This window comes from Marinobacter litoralis, from assembly GCF_003336705.1.
GTDB classification, from domain to species: domain Bacteria; phylum Pseudomonadota; class Gammaproteobacteria; order Pseudomonadales; family Oleiphilaceae; genus Marinobacter; species Marinobacter litoralis.
In genome coordinates this window covers 673,162-691,227 of the sequence record NZ_QMDL01000002.1, presented here as the reverse complement: position 1 = coordinate 691,227, position 18,066 = coordinate 673,162, and the positions used below count along the sequence as shown (strand labels likewise).

Sequence of the window (18,066 nt, the reverse complement as noted above, 5' to 3'; positions counted from 1 at the left end):
GCATACGGCCAGAAAAGCACCTTCCCCCGGATCGCGGTTGGAAGGTGCTCTTATTTATACCTCGGAAGAGGGTTTGGCTTACTGTGCCGGAGTCTTGCTACCGTCAGAGTGCCATTCGTAAACCACGAATTCGAAGGACTTCAGGTCCCCGGCTTTGTCGTATTGAACGGTTCCGATCGGAGTTTCAAAGCTGTTGGCGCGCAGAGCGGCGGCAACGTCAAACGGATCTTTGGAATCGGCTTGTTTGATGCCTTCAGCTACCAGCTGAACGGCGGTGTATGAAGGCAAAACAAACGGGCCGGATGGATCTTCGCCTTTGTCTTTGAACGCTTTAACCAGCTCCTGGTTCTCGGCTTTTTCATCAAAGCTTGGCGGTAGGGTGACCAGCAAGCCTTCAGCGGCTTCACCGGCGATGGTGTTGATGTCTTTGTTGCCAACCCCTTCAGGGCCCATGAACTTAGCTTTAACATCGGTCTGGCGAGCCTGACGCAGGATTAGCCCAAGCTCCGGGTGATAGCCGCCGTAGTAAACGAAGTCCACGTTGGCTTGTTTGATTTTGGTGACCAGCGAGGAGAAGTCTTTGTCGCCGGCGGTGATGCCTTCGAACATGGCCACTTCGATGCCGGCATCTTTCAGGGTGTCACGAACCGCAGTGGCAATGCCTTCACCGTACTGTTGTTTATCGTGAACAACGGCAACTCGCTCCGGCTTCTGGCTGGCGATGTAGTTACCTGCGACGGGGCCTTGCATGCTGTCCAGGCCGATGGTGCGGAACACCAGCTCATAACCGCGCTCGGTGATTTCCGGGCTGGTGGAGGCCGGGGTGATCATCAGAATGCCTTCGTCTTCATAGATGTCGGAGGCAGGCTGGGTAGAACTCGAACACAGGTGGCCAATAACGTACTGAACGCCTTCGTTCACCAGGCGGTTAGCCACGGTCACGGCTTGCTTTGGGTCGCAAACGTCATCGACTTCAACGGCAACCAGATCTTCGCCCATCACACCGCCGGCGGCGTTGATGCGTTCGATGGCCATGCGGGCGCCTGAGAACTGCATGTCACCATACTGAGCGACCGGGCCTGTCATCGGGCCTGCAATGCCTATTTTAATATCAGCAGAAGCATGGCCTGCGGCCATCAGGGCTACGGACGCGCTTACAGCGGTAGCGAGTTTCTTTGCGGAAATGTTCATCGTGTTTTGTTCCTGTGTGTCAGGGTTATTCTTATGTTCACAATGAGTTAAGAAACACCACAGCTCAGGCCTTGTCAAGCAAATGCGTCTAGGGCCGCGATACATCCGCCAGTTTAGGTGTCTTCCGGGTCATCGCGGTCGATATAAACCAAATTTTTGAAGTTTTCGTGATCGTGCAATTGCTCGAAGCTTGGATCAACCGATGCGTCGTCTCGATAGGCTTCGGAGATCTCGATGGCTTTGGCAAGGTTGGCAACGGCATCTTCCCAGCGGCCAATCTCGGCAAAGGCACAGGCAAGCTGGTAAAGCGCGTGACCGTTGTCCGGTGCCAGTTTGAGGGCACGGTTACACAGGCTGATGGCCCAGAGCGGTTCTTGTATTTCGAGAACGGCATCGGCTTTGTAGCTTAGCGCTTCCACATCGTCTGGTCGTAGCTCCAGGATCTGGTCGTAGGTGTTGATCTTGTTCTGTTGAGACGTTTCTTGGCTGGCTTTCAGCCAGAGCGCATGCACCTCGTTGGTCAGCTCGATTTCCGCCTGGTTCTGGTGAATGATCTCAGACTTTTGCTGCAACTGGACTTCGATGGCTTTCAAGCGTTTTTCGTATTCCACCACCAATTCATTCACCCGTTCCTCTGCCAAGCCGGTGAGCTGGTGGCGCATGTCCCGAATCGAGTTCCAGCCGATAACGACCAGGATAGAGGTGGCGCCGGCAATCAAATAGAAGAAGTAGGTGACCGTATCGGCGGCATAAGACATGGATTTGTCCGCTACGGACAGTTCTTTTTCGACAACTTTCTCGATAAGTTCCGCTCGGGTGTTTTGCATGTCTTGGCGAAGCGCTTTGGTTTCGTCGAGCAGGTATAGCTCCACGAAAGGGGTATACATCGGTTTTTCCAGCGTTTTGATGCTTCCTTCCAGGTCTTCGTCGGTCAGCTCTTTATCCGGGCCAAGTTCCTGCCCTTGTGCATGGAGGTGTCCGGCAAAAATAAGGGCGAGGATGAAAACGAGGTAGTGCCTGATCATTAAAGGTGTCCGTTTTTCGTTGAGTAGAACAGTATCCGTGATTGACCTTAGCACAGTGGCCATTAGAAATAATGTCGAGGGGCCGCCCGGATTGTCGGCACCAGGCTGCGCAGCTGAGCTAGGTAATATTCGCACTTGCATCGAGAGGTTCGAAGACCTCTAATAGTTAGAGGTATAAATAAATCGCTTGGGAGTCGAGTTTTGGATAGTTACGAGCAGGTGTTGGTAGCGCTTCGGCGAGTTATCCGGGCAACGGATTTGCATTCGAAACGGTTGAGTAAGCATGCCGGGCTGACCGGGCCTCAGTTGCTGATTATGCGTACCATTCGTGACTTGGGGGAGGTGACAATCGGTACGATTGCCGAAAATGTCAGCCTCAGTCAGGCGACGGTAACGACCATTCTGGACCGTCTTGAACACCGCAAGTTGGTTTATCGTGTGCGTAGCACTAAAGATAAGCGCAAAGTGCATGCCCATTTGACCGAAGATGGGGCCGATCTGTTGGCTCGTGCACCGAATCCTTTGCAGGAAGATTTTATTGAGAAGTTTCAGAATCTGGCAGAGTGGGAGCAGACGATGATTTTGTCGTCGTTGCAGCGCGTGGCCCATATGATGGATGCCGATGATATTGATGCTTCGCCGGTTCTGACAGTGGGGTCGGTATTGAAGGATGATGGCTGGAAGGAAAAGGCCTGAGGCTGGTTGTTTGAAATTTGGGGGCTGGCACTGGGTGGGGCGTGTGTTTTCTTTGGAAAAATAACTCGCTTCGCTCAGACATCTTTTTCCGGCAGAAAACACACGCCCCGCCCAGCGCCGACGAAATTAGTCAGTATGCTGTCAGCAAGAAGCTTGCGACGGGGGCTGTCCCTACGAGGACAGACCCCCATTCTCCGAACTTACGGGAATTAGTGCACGCTAGACCCACTCTTCGGCTTATTGCCAAAGCACACCTGGAACACATCGTTGTAGTTCTTGGCAAAGTTCACGGTTAACCCTTCTTTGAGATAATCCGGCAACTCTTCGTAGTCCCCCCGGTTCGCCTCCGGCAGAATCAGATTACTGATCTTCTGTCGTCTTGCGGCAATCACTTTTTCACGAATCCCGCCAACGGGCAGCACCTGCCCAGTAAGTGTCAGTTCGCCAGTCATGGCAATGTTCTGCTGCGGAGCTTCTCTGCGAGCGATAGAAACCAACGCCGTGGCCATGGTGATACCGGCACTGGGGCCGTCCTTCGGTGTTGCACCTTCGGGCACGTGCAGGTGGACGAACGACTTTTCGAAAAAGGTCGGGTCGCCTTTGAACCGCTTCAGGTTGGAGGCCACGTAGCTGTAGGCAATTTCTGCGGACTCGCGCATCACGTCGCCCAGTTGCCCGGTCAGTTTGAAGCCCCGGTGGTTGGTATGCACGCGGGAGGCTTCGATGCTCAAGGTCGCTCCGCCCATGGCGGTCCACGCGAGGCCAGTCACCACGCCGGTGCCTTTCAGGGACTTCTCTTTACGGAACGCCGGTTGGCCAAGGTAGGTGGTTAAGTCGCCCACACCCACTCTGACCGGTTCGTCCGGATTTTCCAGCAGTTTCACAATGCCTTTGCGGATGATTTTGTGCAGCAGTTTTTCCAGGCTGCGCACGCCAGCTTCCCGGGCGTACCCTTCAATCACTTGCCGCACGGCAGCGTCTGAAATGTTTAGCTGTTTTTTCAGTAAGCCGGCACGCTTGAGCAGTCGAGGGATCAGGTAATGCTTGGCAATGGCGAGCTTTTCTTCACCGATGTAGCCAGACAGCCGGATGACATCCATCCGGTCCAGCAGTGGCCGGGGAATGGTGTCTAACTGGTTCGCGGTGCAAATGAACAGGACTTTGGACAGGTCCATGCGCACATCGAGGTAGTGATCCAAAAACTCTTTGTTTTGCTCCGGGTCCAGGGTTTCCAGCAGCGCTGATGCAGGATCGCCCTGGAAGGATGAGCCGATTTTGTCGATCTCATCCAGCATGATCACCGGGTTGGCCACTTTGGTGTCTTTCAGTGCCTGCACAAACTTGCCGGGCATTGCGCCTATGTAGGTGCGGCGATGGCCTTTGATTTCGGCTTCGTCGCGCATACCGCCAACACTGAAGCGGTAGAATTCCCGGCCCAAAGCATCTGCTACGGAATGACCGATGGAGGTTTTACCCACGCCGGGTGGGCCCACCAGCAACAGGATGGAGCCGCTCATTTCGCCCTTGAACGAGCCTTCGGCGAGGAATTCAATGATACGGTCTTTGACATCGTTGAGGCCGTCGTGGTCCCGGTCCAGTATTTTGCGCGCAGCCGCGAGGTCGAAGTGGTCTTCGGAGTATTTGCCCCAAGGCACTTGCGTGATCCAGTCGAGATAATTGCGGGTTACACCGTATTCCGGTGAGCCTTGCTCGAGTATCTGCAGTTTCTGGATTTCTTCAGCGAAACGTTCTTGCACGGCTTCCGGCGGATTCAGTTTGGCCATCCGCGCTTCGAAGCGCTCGGCATCGGCGGTTTTGTCGTCTTTGGCGATGCCCAGTTCCCGCTGAATGACTTTCAGCTGTTCGCGCAGGAAGAATTCGCGCTGGTGCTTTTGCACCTTTTCGTTCACTTCTTCGTTGATCTCGGACTGCAGGCGCGCGACTTCCAACTCTTTGCGCATGAGCAGGAGTACTCGCTCCATGCGGCGAAGCAGTGGCACGGTATCCAGAACGTCTTGCAGCTCCTGACCGGGCGCGCTGGTCATGGATGCCCCGAAATCGGCCAGCGGTGAGCTGTCGTCCGGGCCGAAGCGAGACAAGTACTGCTTTACGTCTTCCCCATAGAGCGGGTTGGTACGCAGCAGCTCTTTGATGGCACCGATGATGGCCAGCGTGTAGGCCTTGAGCTCGTCGGCCGGCTCTTCTGGTTCTTCGGGGTACTCGACCTCCACCAGATAGGGCGGGCGGCGGCGCAGCCATTGCACGATTTTGAACCGGTGCAGGCCTTGGGCGATGAACTGCACTTTGCCGTTCTCGCGCTGGGCCTGGTGAACGCGAACCGCGCAGCCCATAACCTCCAGCTCGTCGCTGGTGGGCACACCGGATTCGCTTGCCGTGTCTTCAACAAAACAAATGCCCAGCATTTTGTGGTCGGTGTCCGCCACCCGTTTCAGGGTTTCGTGCCACGGATCTTCGTTGACCATCACCGGCTGCACCTGTGCCGGAAAGAAAGGTCTATTGGTTACTGGCAACACGTACATCCGTTGCGGCCGTGCCTGTTGGGGTAACGCAAGCGCTTTGTTGTTGTCCTCTTTGCCGATGTATTCGGTCACGTCGTCTTCAAATTCTTCCAGGGAGTCTTTGCGGTTCTCGTCATTCATACCGTTTCGCTCTAAAGGCGTGAGTGTTTACTATCTTATGTAACGGCGATGGCGGGATTTTCAAGTTGGCTTGATTTTTTATTGTCTGGCCCCCATTACCAAAGCCATTAAACATCCTTATGACCGGGTAACTTTATGACTGCTTCACCCTATATCTTTGACGCCACCATGGACAACTTTCCGCAGGAGGTAATGGAAGCCTCCGCCAAAACGCCCATTTTGGTGGATGTCTGGGCGGACTGGTGTGCGCCGTGCAAGCAGCTGATGCCGATACTGGAAAAGCTGGCGGACGAATACCAAGGCAACTTTTTGTTGGCCAAAGTGAATGCCGATGAGCAGCAAGAGCTGACCTCGTCCTTGGGGGTGCGCAGCCTGCCGACCGTGATTCTGGTAAAAGACGGCCAGGCTGTAGACGGCTTCAACGGTGCCCAGCCGGAAAGTGAAATTCGCAAAGTGCTGGAAAAGCATGTGGAAGCGCCGGCAGAAGACCCGTACGAAAAAGCTCACGCGCTCTGGGAAGCGGGTGATCTGGACGGTGCTCTGGCGATCCTGACGGAAATGAACCAGAAGGATCCTGAGAACCTCAACGTACTGATCGATCTGGCCCAGCTAAAAGCCGAGCAGGGCGACCTGGAAACCGCCGAGCAAGTGCTGGACAGTCTGCCGCCGGAAGAAAAATTGCAGACCAAAGCCAAGCAGCTGGCGGCCCGCGTTAAGTTTTTGAAGCAGTCCAGCGAACTGCCGGCCATCGAAGGCTTGGAGCAAACGCTGGAAGCCAATCCGAAAGATCCAGAGGCTTTGCATCAGTTAGCGCTACACAAAGTACTACAAGAGCAGAATGCCGAGGCGATGGATTTGTTGATCCGGTTAATGCAGGCGGATAGCACTTATAAAGATGGTGTGGCCAAGACGACCTTGGTGGAGCTGTTTGAGAAACTGGGGAACAACAATGCGGATGTGCGGACGTATCGGAGGAAGTTGTATACGTTGATGCATTGAGGTTGCAGTAAAAGGCCAGATGAATTCCTTCATCTGGCCTTTTTGCATCTACTTCAGGCTATGGCCTTAACCATTCCCTTTCTTCATCTGTTCAAACTCATCTTCAAAGAAGAACTTCTCCTCTCCGAAAGCCGGTTCCAGCTCGTGCAACCAAGTGGCTGTTTCGCTGTACTTGGCGAAGAACGGGCGCTGTACCCAATCCGGGTTGCGGCCCTGCAGGAAGCGCAGCACGAAAACCTTCTCGCCTTGGATTTCGGCGATGCCCTGGATTTCTACCTTGCCGGGGCCGGCGCTCATGCTGGGGCCTCGAGCGGTACGGGCCAGGCCAGAGACTTTCTTCATGGCTTCGCGGTAGATGTTGTAGGCTTCCGCTAGTGGCACTTCGAAGTAGTTCTTGGCGCCGGTGTCCCGCTCTACAAACATGTAGTAGGGGATGATGCCCAGCTTCACTTCACGCTTCCACAGCTTCGCCCAGTCATCGGCGTTGTCGTTAACGTGTTTGATCAGCGGGCCCTGTGCTCGGATTTCAGCACCGGTGGCACGGATGCGGCGAATGGCTTCTTCCGCGATGTCGGTGGTGATTTCCTGCCAGTGGTTGTAGTGCGCCATGATCGCCACGTGCTTGCCGGCATCAACCAGTTTGGCGAACAGTTCGATCAGTTCGTCTGCATCCTTGTCAGTCACGAAGCGGTAGGGCCAGAAAGTCAGGGCCTTGGTGCCGATACGGATGGTCTGAACGTGGTCGAATTCCGGCTGCAGCAGTGGCTCCAAATACTGAACCAGGTTCTTGGTTTTCATCACCATCGGATCGCCACCGGTCACCAGCAAGTCGGTTACCTCGGTGTGCTCCTGCAAGTAGCCGTGCAGCTTCTCGGCTTCGGTGCTGGCCATCTTCAAGTCTTTGTCGCCGACAAATTGCGCCCAGCGGAAGCAGAAGGTGCAATAAGAGTGGCAGGTCTGGCCTTGGGCCGGGAAGAACAGCACGGTTTCGCGGTACTTGTGCTGAACGCCGTCCAGTACTTCACCGTCCAGCTCCGGCATGTTCATTTCCATTTGGCCGGCTGGGTGCGGGTTCAGGTCGTCGCGGATTTGCTTGGCAAGAGCCTGAATGTCTTTCTTGTCTGCGCCGTCCCGGTGCAGCTGTGCCATCTGTTCGTAATGCTCGTCCTTTAGCATGCCCTTTTGCGGGAACACCAACTGGTAGATGGGATCGTTCGGTACCTTGTCCCAGTTGATCAGCTCGTTGATGACGTATTCGTTGACGCGGAAAGGCAGCACGCTGGCCACAACCTTCATCTCAAACAGGGTTTCTTCTGGCAGATCCTGAATGGCTTCAATTTTGTCGAGCTGGCGGTCAGTAAACACCTTGAATCGGCGTTCTTCGAATTCCTGCACCGGGATACGGTTAGGAAAGGTGACGATGGAGTTCATAGATCGCCCTCTGTTGGGAAATAAAAATAAAAGAAGGCTATAGCACCTTCACAGTTGTCTAAAAAACGGGCCGAAAATTATACAGAATTCTGAAAATATTTTCAGTTCTAATTAATTTGCAGGTCGGGTCGAATTGCCGCTGAGGTTGCTGTTTTGGGCTGAAGGCCTGTGGTTGAGGGGTGCGCTCATTCGTTGGAGGCCGGAAAAGTATTTAGCAACGCGAAGGTTTGTAAGGGGCGTAGGTGTATCAGACCTTGGTCTGAGGCGTGTTGTTTTAGTGTGGTGAGTTGGTCATTATTACGTAAATAAACAGAAATCAGGCGGATTCTTCAGTCGTTATTTCAAGTTTCTGACGAAAATGCGTGTTTGTTTTGCTAAAAGTACGTAATTTTAGCCGTTTTCTTTCCTGGTTTAGTGGTGGGCTAAGGCCGCTGTGTTGTCTTTTCTAAGGGCGCGGTTGTATCGGCCTGCCCAGGAAAAAAATGAAAGCTGTTCTATGCTTGAGGGAAGTCATGCAGGCCACTCAGCATTTCTCGCAAGCTGTTACTTCAACAATAAAGCTGCCTGTTATCGCAGTTTCCAATTTCGCATCGTGTTCGGCTGCTGATCGTGGCGCACGTTGCATTCGTTAGGTTCAGGGGAGGGTTAGATGTACCAGGATGATGATCCCATTGAGACCAGAGAATGGTTAGATGCACTGGAATCTCTGATCGAGAATGAAGGTATAGACCGAGTTAAATACATATTGGAGCGCCTTTCCGAGCGAGCCAGTCGAGATGGCACCGAGTTGCCGTACTCCATCACCACGCCATTCCGCAATACGATTCCGGTGACGCAGGAAGCGCGGATGCCGGGCGATCTGTTCATGGAACGCCGAATTCGCTCACTGATTCGCTGGAACGCCATGGCCATGGTGGTACGGGCTAACAAGCGCCCGGGCGATTTGGGTGGCCACATTTCTACGTTCTCTTCTGCCGCCACATTGTATGACGTGGGCTTCAACTACTTCTTCCACGGTGGCGATGACAAGCGGGATTCCGATTTGGTGTATTTCCAGGGGCATGCGGCGCCGGGTATCTATGCGCGTTCGTTCCTTGAAGGCCGGTTCAGCGAAGAGCAGTTGGACAAATATCGTGAAGAAACCGGCGGCGAAGGCCTGTCCTCCTACCCGCACCCATGGTTGATGCCTGACTACTGGCAGTTCCCGACTGTCTCCATGGGGCTCGGACCAATCCAATCCATCTATCAAGCGCATGTGATGAAGTATTTGCATAGCCGCGAACTGATCGACATGGGCGATCGAAAAGTGTGGAGCTTCCTGGGCGACGGCGAGTGTGACGAGCCCGAAACCCTCGGCTGTATCTCCAAGGCTGGCCGAGAGAAGTTGGACAACCTGATCTTTGTAGTGAACTGCAACCTGCAGCGTCTGGATGGTCCGGTTCGTGGTAACGGCAAGATCATGCAAGAGCTGGAAGGCGTCTTCCGGGGTGCCGGCTGGAACGTCATTAAAGTCGTTTGGGGCCGTATGTGGGATCCGCTGTTTGAACAAGACGAAGACGGCATCATGCAGCGCGCCATGGATGAGGTGTGCGACGGCGATCTGCAGAACTACGCGTTCAAAGGCCCGGCTGCTACCCGTAAAGAGTTCTTCGGAAAATATCCGGAATTGGCCAAGCTGGTTGAACGCCTGTCGGATGACGACATCGCCAAGCTGAACCGTGGCGGCCACGATCCATACAAGGTCTACGCGGCCTACCACCGCGCCGTGCACCAGAATAACGGCAAGCCGACGGTGATTTTGGCCCACACCATCAAAGGTTACGGCTTTGGTGCCGCGGGTGAAGCGCAGAACACGGCGCACTCGCTGAAGAAACTCGATCTGGATACGCTTAAGGCGTTCCGGGACCGTTTCGGTGTGCCACTGAAAGACGAAGAGCTGGAAGATGTGCCGTATTACCGTCCGGCACCAGACAGCCCTGAGCTGGTTTACATGAAGAAGAAGCGCCAGGAACTGGGCGGCTTCTATCCCAAACGCAACAAAGAGTGCCAGCCTTTGCAGATACCCGATCTGGATATCTTCAAAGCGGTGCTGGAAGGCTCCGGTGACCGTGAGATTTCCACCACCATGGCGTTTGTGCGTCTGCTGGGTGCTTTGGTTAAAGACAAGCGCGTGGGCAAGCGTGTGGTGCCGATTGTGCCAGACGAAGCCCGCACCTTTGGTATGGAAGGTATGTTCCGTCAGCTGGGCATCTATACGTCCGAAGGGCAAAAGTACGTGCCTCAAGACCGTGACCAGATCATGTATTACCGTGAAGCCAAGCAGGGCCAGATCTTGCAGGAAGGCATCAACGAAGCAGGTGCCATGGCGACTTGGATGGCCGCGGCTACGTCCTACAGCAATAACAGCTTCCCGCTGATTCCGTTCTACACCTTCTATTCTATGTTTGGTTTCCAGCGAATTGGTGACCTGGCCTGGGCCTCGGGCGATATGCAGGCTCGCGGGTTCCTGATTGGCGGTACCGCAGGGCGAACCACGCTGAACGGCGAAGGTCTGCAGCACCAAGATGGCCACAGCCATGTGCTGGCCAACACCATTCCGAACTGTAAAGCCTACGACCCGGCCTACGGGTACGAGATGGCGGTGGTGATCCACCATGGCATGAAGGAGATGTTTGAAGAAGACAAGAACGTTTTCTACTACTTGACCATGGAAAACGAGAACTACGTGCAGCCTGCGATGCCCAAGGGCTGTGAGGAAGGCATCATCAAAGGCATGTACCTGTTTGAATCCGTTGAAGCCAAAGGCAAGAAAAAATCGCCGCGGGTTCAGTTGATGGGCGCCGGTGCCATTTTCAACGAAGTGCGCGAAGCCGCTCAGTTGCTGAAAGAAGACTGGGGAGTGGCATCGGATGTCTGGAGTGTAACCAGCTACAACGAACTGGCCCGCGATGGTCAGCACGTTGAACGTTGGAACGCACTGCACCCGGATGACAAGCCGCGTAAGGCATACGTCACCCAGTGTCTGGAAAAGCAGAAAGGGCCGGTGATTTCATCAACCGACTACATCAAGCTGCATTCCGAACAGCTGCGGGCATACATCCCGGCTACCTACATGACGTTGGGCACCGACGGCTTCGGCCGTAGCGATACCCGCGAGAAGCTTCGTAACTTCTTCGAGGTAGACCGTTATTACGTCACGGTTGATGCGTTGGCGGCTTTAGCTAAAGACGGCGAAATCGACCAGAAGCAGGTTCTCGAAGCGATGCGCAAGTACGGTATCGATCGCAACAAACCGAACCCGGCGCACAGCTAAGGAGTCCGCTATGAGTGAACAGGAAATTAAAGTTCCCGATCTCGGCGGTGCTGATGAAGTCGAGGTGATCGAAATCATCGCCAGTGAAGGGGATACAGTCCAGGAAGAAGATCCGATTCTGACGGTTGAAACCGACAAGGCGACGGTCGAATTACCGTCACCTGCAGCCGGAAAGATCAGCAAGATCACCGCCAAAGTCGGTGACAAAATCAAAGAGGGCGACGTGGTGGCGATGCTCGTTGCCAGCGATGACTCCGGCGATTCAGGCGATGAGGAAGAGGGTTCCGGGAGTGCGGAGGCTGAAAGCAAATCCGACTCGGAAGAGAAGCCTGAAGCCAAGTCCGAAGACAGCAAGCCGGCTCCGAAGAAGCAGTCGGGTGGCTCGCGCACGGAACGAGTGAAAGTACCCTCGCTCGACGGTATGGAAGACATTCCGGTCATCGAGATTAACGTCTCGGAGGGTGACACGGTTGCAGTAGACGACCCACTGGTGACCGTGGAATCCGACAAAGCGACCATGGAAATTCCATCTCCTTTCGCCGGCAAAGTGAGTAAATTGCTGGTGAAAGAAGGTGACAAACTTTCTGAAGGCGCCGACTTGCTGGATCTGGTCGTCGAAGACGAAAGTGGGGAAACGGACGAATCTGAAGCCGAAGAAGAGAAAGCGCCAGCCAAAGAAAGCGCAGACGAGGCAGAAGCCAAATCCGATGCCAAGCCGGAAAAAACAGAAGACAGCCCGGCTCAAAGTGCCACCTACGCACCACCTTCACCGGGTGCCAAGGTGCATGCAGGCCCGGCGGTTCGGAAACTGGCGCGGGAGCTGGGTGCAGACCTGACTCGCATCAAGGGTTCCGGCCCGAAGAACCGAATCCTGAAAGACGATGTTCAGGATTACGTAAAGGGCCAGCTACAGCAGGTGCAGCAGGGTTCTTCTGTGGGTGGCGGAAGCGGCATCCCCGCAGTCAAACTGCCGGACTTCAGCAAGTTCGGTGAGGTTGAGCGGGAAAGCATGTCTCGCATGATGTTCACTACGGCGAACAACATGCAGCGCAGCTGGCTGAACGTGCCTCACGTGACCCAGTTTGACGATGCCGACATCACCGAAATGGAAGCCTTCCGCAAAGCACAGAAGGCCGCCGGCGAAAAGCGGGGCGTGAAAATGACTCCGCTGCCGTTCCTGCTGAAAGCCTGTGCTGCTGCGCTGGCCGAATTGCCTCAGTTCAACGTATCGTTGGACATGGAGCGCAAGGAAGTGGTGCGCAAGAAGTACATTCATATAGGCATTGCGGTGGATACCCCCCACGGTTTGATGGTGCCGGTGATCCGGGACGTTGACCAGAAAGGCTTGTGGGAGCTGGCGGCTGAAAGCGCCGAGCTTGCACAGAAGGCGAGAGACAAACAGCTCAAACCGGCTGAAATGCAGGGCGCTTGCTTCACCATCACCAGTTTGGGTGGTATCGGGGGCACTGCTTTCACACCGATCGTGAATACGCCGGAAGTGGCGATTCTGGGTGTGTCCAAGGCCTCCATGAAACCGGTGTGGGACGGCAAGGAGTTCCAGCCGCGGCTGATGCTGCCGCTGTCGCTGTCTTACGACCACCGGGCGGTGAATGGGGCAGATGCCGCCCGGTTTACCAACCTGTTGACGCAGCTGTTGGGGGATATTCGTACTCTGCTGTTGTGATCTCTCAACACCGCTCCGGTCATCCCTGGCCAGAGCGGTGTTGCTTCTCAGGTTCTATCAGATTCCCAATCGCTGAGGCTTCTGCCCTCACTTACCAGTTGCTCCAATAACGGAGCGGGTGCCCAGTGCGCCTCGCCGGTCTGTTTCTGAAGCCTCAGAATACTGTCGTAGACGTTTTTCAGGCCGCGCTGGCTGGCGTGGAACATCGGGCCACCCCGGTAAGACGGAAATCCATAGCCACACACGTATACCACATCAATATCGCTGGCCCGTTGGGCGATCCCTTCCTCCAGAATCCAGAATCCGGAAACCCTCATTGATCAGTGCCAACAGGTGTCGGTCCAGAATTTCCCCATCCGAAAGCTCCCTTTGCTGAACGCCGTGTTGTGCCGCCTGCGCCTGGATAATCTCCAGCACTTCCGGGTCTGGTGTGCGTGCGCGGGTTTGTGGGTCGTAGCGGTAATAGCCGGCACCCGTTTTCTGCCCCAGCCGATCCTGTTCAACCAGGGCATCGGCAATGCAATAGGTTCTGGGGTCGCCCTTCTGTTCAGCTGTCAGTGCCTGACGGGCCTTATAGCCAATATCCAGACCTGCCAAGTCGCCAACGGCCAGGGGGCCCATGGCCATGCCAAAGCTGGTCAGTACCCGGTCAATCTGCTCTGGTGCGGCACCTTCAATCATGCACAACTGGGCTTCCCTGCCATATTGTCTGAGCATACGGTTACCAATGAAGCCATAACAGACCCCTGCCAGTACCGGCACCTTGCCAATACGTTTGCCCAGCGACATGGCAGTGGCCAGAACGTCGTCTGCGGTTTTGTCTGCACGCACCACTTCCAGCAGTCGCATGACGTTGGCGGGGCTGAAAAAGTGCATGCCGACGACATCCTCTGGCCGGGTCGTAGTGGCGGCAATCTCGTTGACGTCCAGGTAGGAGGTGTTGGTGGCCAGGATGGCTCCTGGTTTGCAGACTTCATCCAGTTTGCTGAATACCTGGCGTTTCACATCCATGCTCTCGAAAACCGCTTCGATAACCAGGTCGGCATCGGCCAGGGAATGATAGTCTGTGCTGCCGGAAATCCGGGCCTGGCGAGCAGCCGCTTCCTGCTCAGACAACTTGCCTTTGCCGATGGTGATGCCGTAGTTCTTGTCGATCAGCGCCAGGCCGCGTTGCAGCCCTTCGTCGTTCAGTTCCAGCAGGGTCACCGGTATGCCGGCGTTGGCGAAGACCATGGCGATACCGCCGCCCATGGTGCCGGCACCGATAATGCCGACCCGATTGATGGGCCTGGGCTGCACGGCTGTGTCCAGGCCACGGATTTTTGGTGCCGTGCGTTCGGCGAAGAAAATATGGCGGAGGGCAGCGGACTGTTCCGAGGCCACGCATTCGGTAAAGCGTTCACGTTCGAATGCCAGTCCTTCGTCGAAAGTCAGCCGGGTAGCCGCCTCGATGCAGTCGACGATTTTCTGCGGTGCCTGCTGGCCTCGCTTACGTTTGCCCAATTGCTTGCGGTATTCGTCGAACGCATTCTGGTTGAATCCGGGGGCAGGCACGGAAAGGTCGCGAATCCGTCGCAGGGGCGCCCCACCGGCAATTAGCTCACGGGCATACGCGATGGCTGCAGGTTTCAGCTCGCCTTCCAGAACCCGGTCGATCAACCCCAGGCCGGCCGCGTCTGTTGCTGTAATTTTCTGGCCGCCCGTGATCATATCCAGGGCCGCTTGGGGGCCGATAAGCCGGGGCACCCGTTGCGTGCCTCCGGCACCCGGTAGCAGCCCCAGGTTGACTTCCGGCAGCCCCACCGCCGCCGAGGGACTGGCGCAGCGGTAGTGGCAACACAGTGCCAGTTCGAACCCGCCGCCGAGCGCAGTGCCGTGGATAGCGGCAACCACCGGTTTGCCGAGGGACTCCAGCCTCTCATTGACCTGCTGCAGTGAGGGGGATTGAACGGGCTTGCCGAACTCGGTGATGTCCGCTCCAGCCACAAAGGTCCGGCCCGCACAGAATAGCAAGACCGCCTCGGAGTCATCATTCCGGGCTTGGGCAAGGGCATCGTTCAGCCCCTGGCGAACGGCATGGGACAGGGCGTTCACCGGCGGATTGTCGACTGTGATGATGCCGAGCTCTTGTTCGCGATGATAGGTAACCGTCATGTGTGGCTGCTCCTTGGTTAAAACTACGGGCGATGCCACACCCTAACAGCTGCCTCGCAATGCCACTATTATATACTTTGTATATTTGCTATACCGATACGGTATCAATTGCCTGTTACTGGATGCGGTTATGAATCCCAGCCTGAAACTTGATCTGCGCCAACTGAAAACCTTCATCACCATTGCCGATAAAGGCAGCTTCAGCCGTGCCTCGGAAACGCTGTTTATCGCCCAACCAGCGCTTAGCCGGCAGATCCGGATGCTGGAAGAGGCCCTGGATGTGGAAGTGTTTGTGCGCCTGGGGCGGGGTGTGCAACTGACCACAGCGGGCGAGCTCCTGTATCAGCGGGCCCGGGCGTTATTGCAGGAAGCCGAGCAGTTACAGGCGGATGTCAGCGCGGTGGCGGGGAGCGTCACGGGGCACGTTACGCTCGGCCTGTTGCCGACGGTGTCCCATGGCCTGGCAACTGCGATTATCAAAGAGTTTCGTCGTCTCTATCCGCGGGTAACGCTGGCGCTTCGCTCTGCCATGAGCGGTACTCTGCAACAGATGGTTTCGCAACAGAAACTGGACATCGCCATCACCGACGACCAGAAAAAGAACCGGCACTTGCGTTACCAGCCACTGGTAGAGGAGCGCTTTGCCCTGATTGCACCTCCGGACTCGGACCTTGCGAAACGGGAGGCGGTCGACCTGGATGAGGTGCTGAGTCTGCCGCTCATACTGCCGGAAGAAAAGCACGGCGTGCGGGCCCGGATGGAAAAAGAAGCCATGGCCCGGGGGCAGAAGATTAACATGGCCTTTGAGGTCAGTGCCTGGCCGCTTATGGCGCACATGGTGAACCAGAATCTCGGCTATACCATTCTATCGTCGGTTTCGGTGGAGGAAGTGGCCGCTCGGGGCGAGGTGGCAGTGGTGCCGATTGTCAGCCCGGAAATCAAGCGTACCCTGGCGATTGCAACGCCCGGCAATATTCCCCCGTCCATCGCAACCATGAAACTGACGGAGGTGATTCTGCAGGAGGTCGCAGCGCAAGTGCATGACCAGCGCTGGGTGGGTGAGCTGCTGTTTTGACAGGGAATATCGGTCTGCCAGGGTATTCATTTCGGTTATGGGTTTTATGCCAAATATATAATTGTGGCATTTCTTTCAGGCTGTTAGCTTTGGTCAGGGCGTTTGGATGGCTGACCCCTTCCGACCGGTTCGATCACATCCACAGAGGTTTTCCCCATGCGTGAGGTTTTTATCTGTCACCCGCGTCGTACCGCTATCGGCCGTTTCGGCGGTTCTCTGTCGACGGTGCGTCCGGATGATCTTGCGGCCCACGTTATCCGCGCTGTCGTTGGCGAGGCACCGGGGCTAGCTCCGGAAGCGATTGATGAAGTCATGCTCGGCTGCGCCAATCAGGCGGGGGAAGACAACCGCAACGTGGCCCGGATGTCGGCGCTCCTGGCGGGCCTTCCGGTCTCAGTGCCCGGCGTTACCCTGAACCGGCTCTGCGGCTCAGGCATGGATGCCGTGGGCTCCGCATTCAGAGCTATTGCCACCGGTGAGATGGAGTTGGTCGTCGCTGGCGGTGTGGAGTCTATGTCCCGGGCGCCTTATGTCATGGGCAAGGCCGATACCGCCTTCTCCCGGGCCCAGATGCTGGAAGATACCACCATTGGCTGGCGCCTGGTAAACCCGTTGATGAAGCAACAGTACGGTATTGAATCCATGCCGGAGACGGCCGAGAACGTGGCGAAACGCTACGGGATTTCCCGCGTGGACCAGGACCGGTTTGCCCTGCGCTCCCAGCAAAAGGCCGAGGCTGCGCAGAATTCAGGTATCTTCAAGGATGAGATCGTGCCGGTGGAAATTCCTCGCCGCAAGCAAGAACCACTGTTGGTGGCGGTTGATGAACATCCCCGGAGCACGACGCTTGAGAAGCTGGCCGCGTTACCCACGCCTTTTCGGGAGGACGGCAGTGTCACCGCTGGCAATGCCTCCGGTGTGAATGACGGTGCCGCCGCCATGTTGGTCGCCAGCCGTGAGGCGGTGGAGGCCCATGGGCTTGAGCCAGTCGCACGTATTGTGGGTATGGCCACGGCGGGTGTGGAGCCGTCGGTGATGGGTATTGGCCCGGTACCTGCAACTGAGAAACTCTTGAAACGCCTGGGGATCGGCCTTGAAGAAATCGATGTTATTGAGCTGAACGAGGCATTTGCCGCCCAGGGGCTGGCGGTGCTCAGGGAGCTTGGTGTGGCTGATGACGACCCGAGGGTAAACCCTAACGGCGGAGCCATCGCGCTGGGGCACCCACTGGGCATGTCCGGCGCCCGCCTGGTGATGACGGCGGCGCTCCAGTTGCAACGTCAACAGGGCCGGTACGGCCTCTGTACCATGTGTGTTGGCGTCGGCCAGGGTATTGCCCTGCTGATCGAGCGCTGTTAAGCCGCTGGCGTGTCGTCTTCGCCGGCGAGGGAGACATTGATCAGATCCTGCTGTAGCTTCTTGAGCAAGTGCAGCAGGCTGACACCATCATCAAAGCTCATGCCCTGTAAGGCCTGCTCGTAGAAGTTGGTGATGGTGTCCTGCAGTTGGTTCCAGTACTCGCGGCCCGCACTGGTCAGAACCACCAGTCTTGCCCGGCGATCCTCCGGGTCTGGCATTCGTATCACATGGCCGTCTCTTTCCATGCGTTTGAGCACGCCATCCAGGTTCTGACGGCTGACAAACAGATAGCCTTTGAGCTGGTTGAAAGAGGTGCCGGATTCAAAGCCCTCCCGGGAAAGTGCCCCCAGCACCGCCCACTGGACGGCACTGATGCCCATTTCGTTCTGTACCTGGCGTTGTAGAATGTTTCCGGTTTGGAATAATCGGAAAAAAAGCCGGTTGGGAATGCCGCCGGATTCGTTTACGAGCATGTGCGG

Annotated in this window: 11 protein-coding genes and 1 pseudogene; 6 read left to right on the top strand and 6 right to left on the bottom strand. The window is 56.1% G+C overall.

Annotated features, from left to right (window positions below; translation table 11 throughout):
- Positions 1-78 precede the first annotated feature (78 nt).
- The gene (locus tag DOQ08_RS08745) at positions 79-1,191 is read right to left on the bottom strand and encodes a branched-chain amino acid ABC transporter substrate-binding protein (RefSeq protein ID WP_114334517.1); all 1,113 of its coding nucleotides are present in this window, start codon (positions 1,189-1,191) and stop codon (positions 79-81) included.
- Positions 1,192-1,304: 113 nt separating this feature from the next.
- On the bottom strand, positions 1,305-2,216 hold the full coding sequence (locus DOQ08_RS08740) for a tetratricopeptide repeat protein (RefSeq protein ID WP_114334516.1): 912 nt from the start codon (positions 2,214-2,216) through the stop codon (positions 1,305-1,307).
- A gap of 201 nt (positions 2,217-2,417) precedes the next feature.
- Between DOQ08_RS08740 and DOQ08_RS08735 the strand changes: the two genes are divergently transcribed.
- Positions 2,418-2,912, top strand: a complete 495-nt coding sequence (locus DOQ08_RS08735) for a MarR family winged helix-turn-helix transcriptional regulator (RefSeq protein ID WP_114334515.1) — start codon at positions 2,418-2,420, stop codon at positions 2,910-2,912.
- 209 nt (positions 2,913-3,121) lie between these two features.
- Here the strand turns inward: DOQ08_RS08735 and lon are convergent, their stop codons facing one another.
- A complete protein-coding gene (gene lon, locus DOQ08_RS08730) occupies positions 3,122-5,572 on the bottom strand; it encodes an endopeptidase La (protein WP_114334514.1) in 2,451 nt (816 codons plus the stop codon).
- A gap of 135 nt (positions 5,573-5,707) precedes the next feature.
- On the opposite strand from lon, the gene trxA reads away from it, so the two are divergent.
- Positions 5,708-6,571 (top strand): thioredoxin, encoded by an 864-nt coding sequence (gene trxA, locus DOQ08_RS08725; protein WP_114334513.1) that lies wholly within the window; start codon positions 5,708-5,710, stop codon positions 6,569-6,571.
- A 66-nt stretch (positions 6,572-6,637) separates the two neighbouring features.
- On the opposite strand, the gene DOQ08_RS08720 is transcribed toward trxA, so the two are convergent.
- Positions 6,638-8,002 carry a KamA family radical SAM protein gene (locus DOQ08_RS08720; protein WP_114334512.1) on the bottom strand — a complete coding sequence of 455 codons (1,365 nt, stop codon included), beginning with the start codon at positions 8,000-8,002 and terminating at the stop codon, positions 6,638-6,640.
- A 649-nt stretch (positions 8,003-8,651) separates the two neighbouring features.
- Here DOQ08_RS08720 and aceE point away from each other — a divergent pair.
- Both aceE and aceF read left to right on the top strand, forming a co-directional pair.
- Positions 8,652-11,315, top strand: coding sequence for a pyruvate dehydrogenase (acetyl-transferring), homodimeric type (gene aceE, locus DOQ08_RS08715; RefSeq protein ID WP_114334511.1), 2,664 nt, complete (start codon positions 8,652-8,654; stop codon positions 11,313-11,315).
- 10 nt (positions 11,316-11,325) lie between these two features.
- Complete coding sequence (gene aceF, locus DOQ08_RS08710; RefSeq protein ID WP_114334510.1) at positions 11,326-12,999, top strand: dihydrolipoyllysine-residue acetyltransferase; 1,674 nt, start codon at positions 11,326-11,328, stop codon at positions 12,997-12,999.
- Positions 13,000-13,046: 47 nt separating this feature from the next.
- On the opposite strand, the pseudogene DOQ08_RS08705 reads toward aceF, so the two are convergent.
- Positions 13,047-15,153, bottom strand: a pseudogene (locus DOQ08_RS08705) (3-hydroxyacyl-CoA dehydrogenase NAD-binding domain-containing protein).
- Positions 15,154-15,283: 130 nt separating this feature from the next.
- On the opposite strand from DOQ08_RS08705, the gene DOQ08_RS08700 reads away from it, so the two are divergent.
- Both DOQ08_RS08700 and pcaF read left to right on the top strand, forming a co-directional pair.
- Entirely contained in the window at positions 15,284-16,228 is a 945-nt protein-coding gene (locus DOQ08_RS08700) for a LysR family transcriptional regulator (RefSeq protein WP_114334509.1), read from the top strand.
- 156 nt (positions 16,229-16,384) lie between these two features.
- Entirely contained in the window at positions 16,385-17,587 is a 1,203-nt protein-coding gene (gene pcaF, locus DOQ08_RS08695; RefSeq protein WP_114334508.1) for a 3-oxoadipyl-CoA thiolase, read from the top strand.
- Here pcaF and DOQ08_RS08690 read toward each other — a convergent pair.
- Positions 17,584-18,060, bottom strand: coding sequence for a MarR family winged helix-turn-helix transcriptional regulator (locus DOQ08_RS08690; RefSeq protein ID WP_114334507.1), 477 nt, complete (start codon positions 18,058-18,060; stop codon positions 17,584-17,586). The two genes, pcaF and DOQ08_RS08690, sit on opposite strands and share 4 nt — an antisense overlap.
- Positions 18,061-18,066 lie beyond the last annotated feature (6 nt).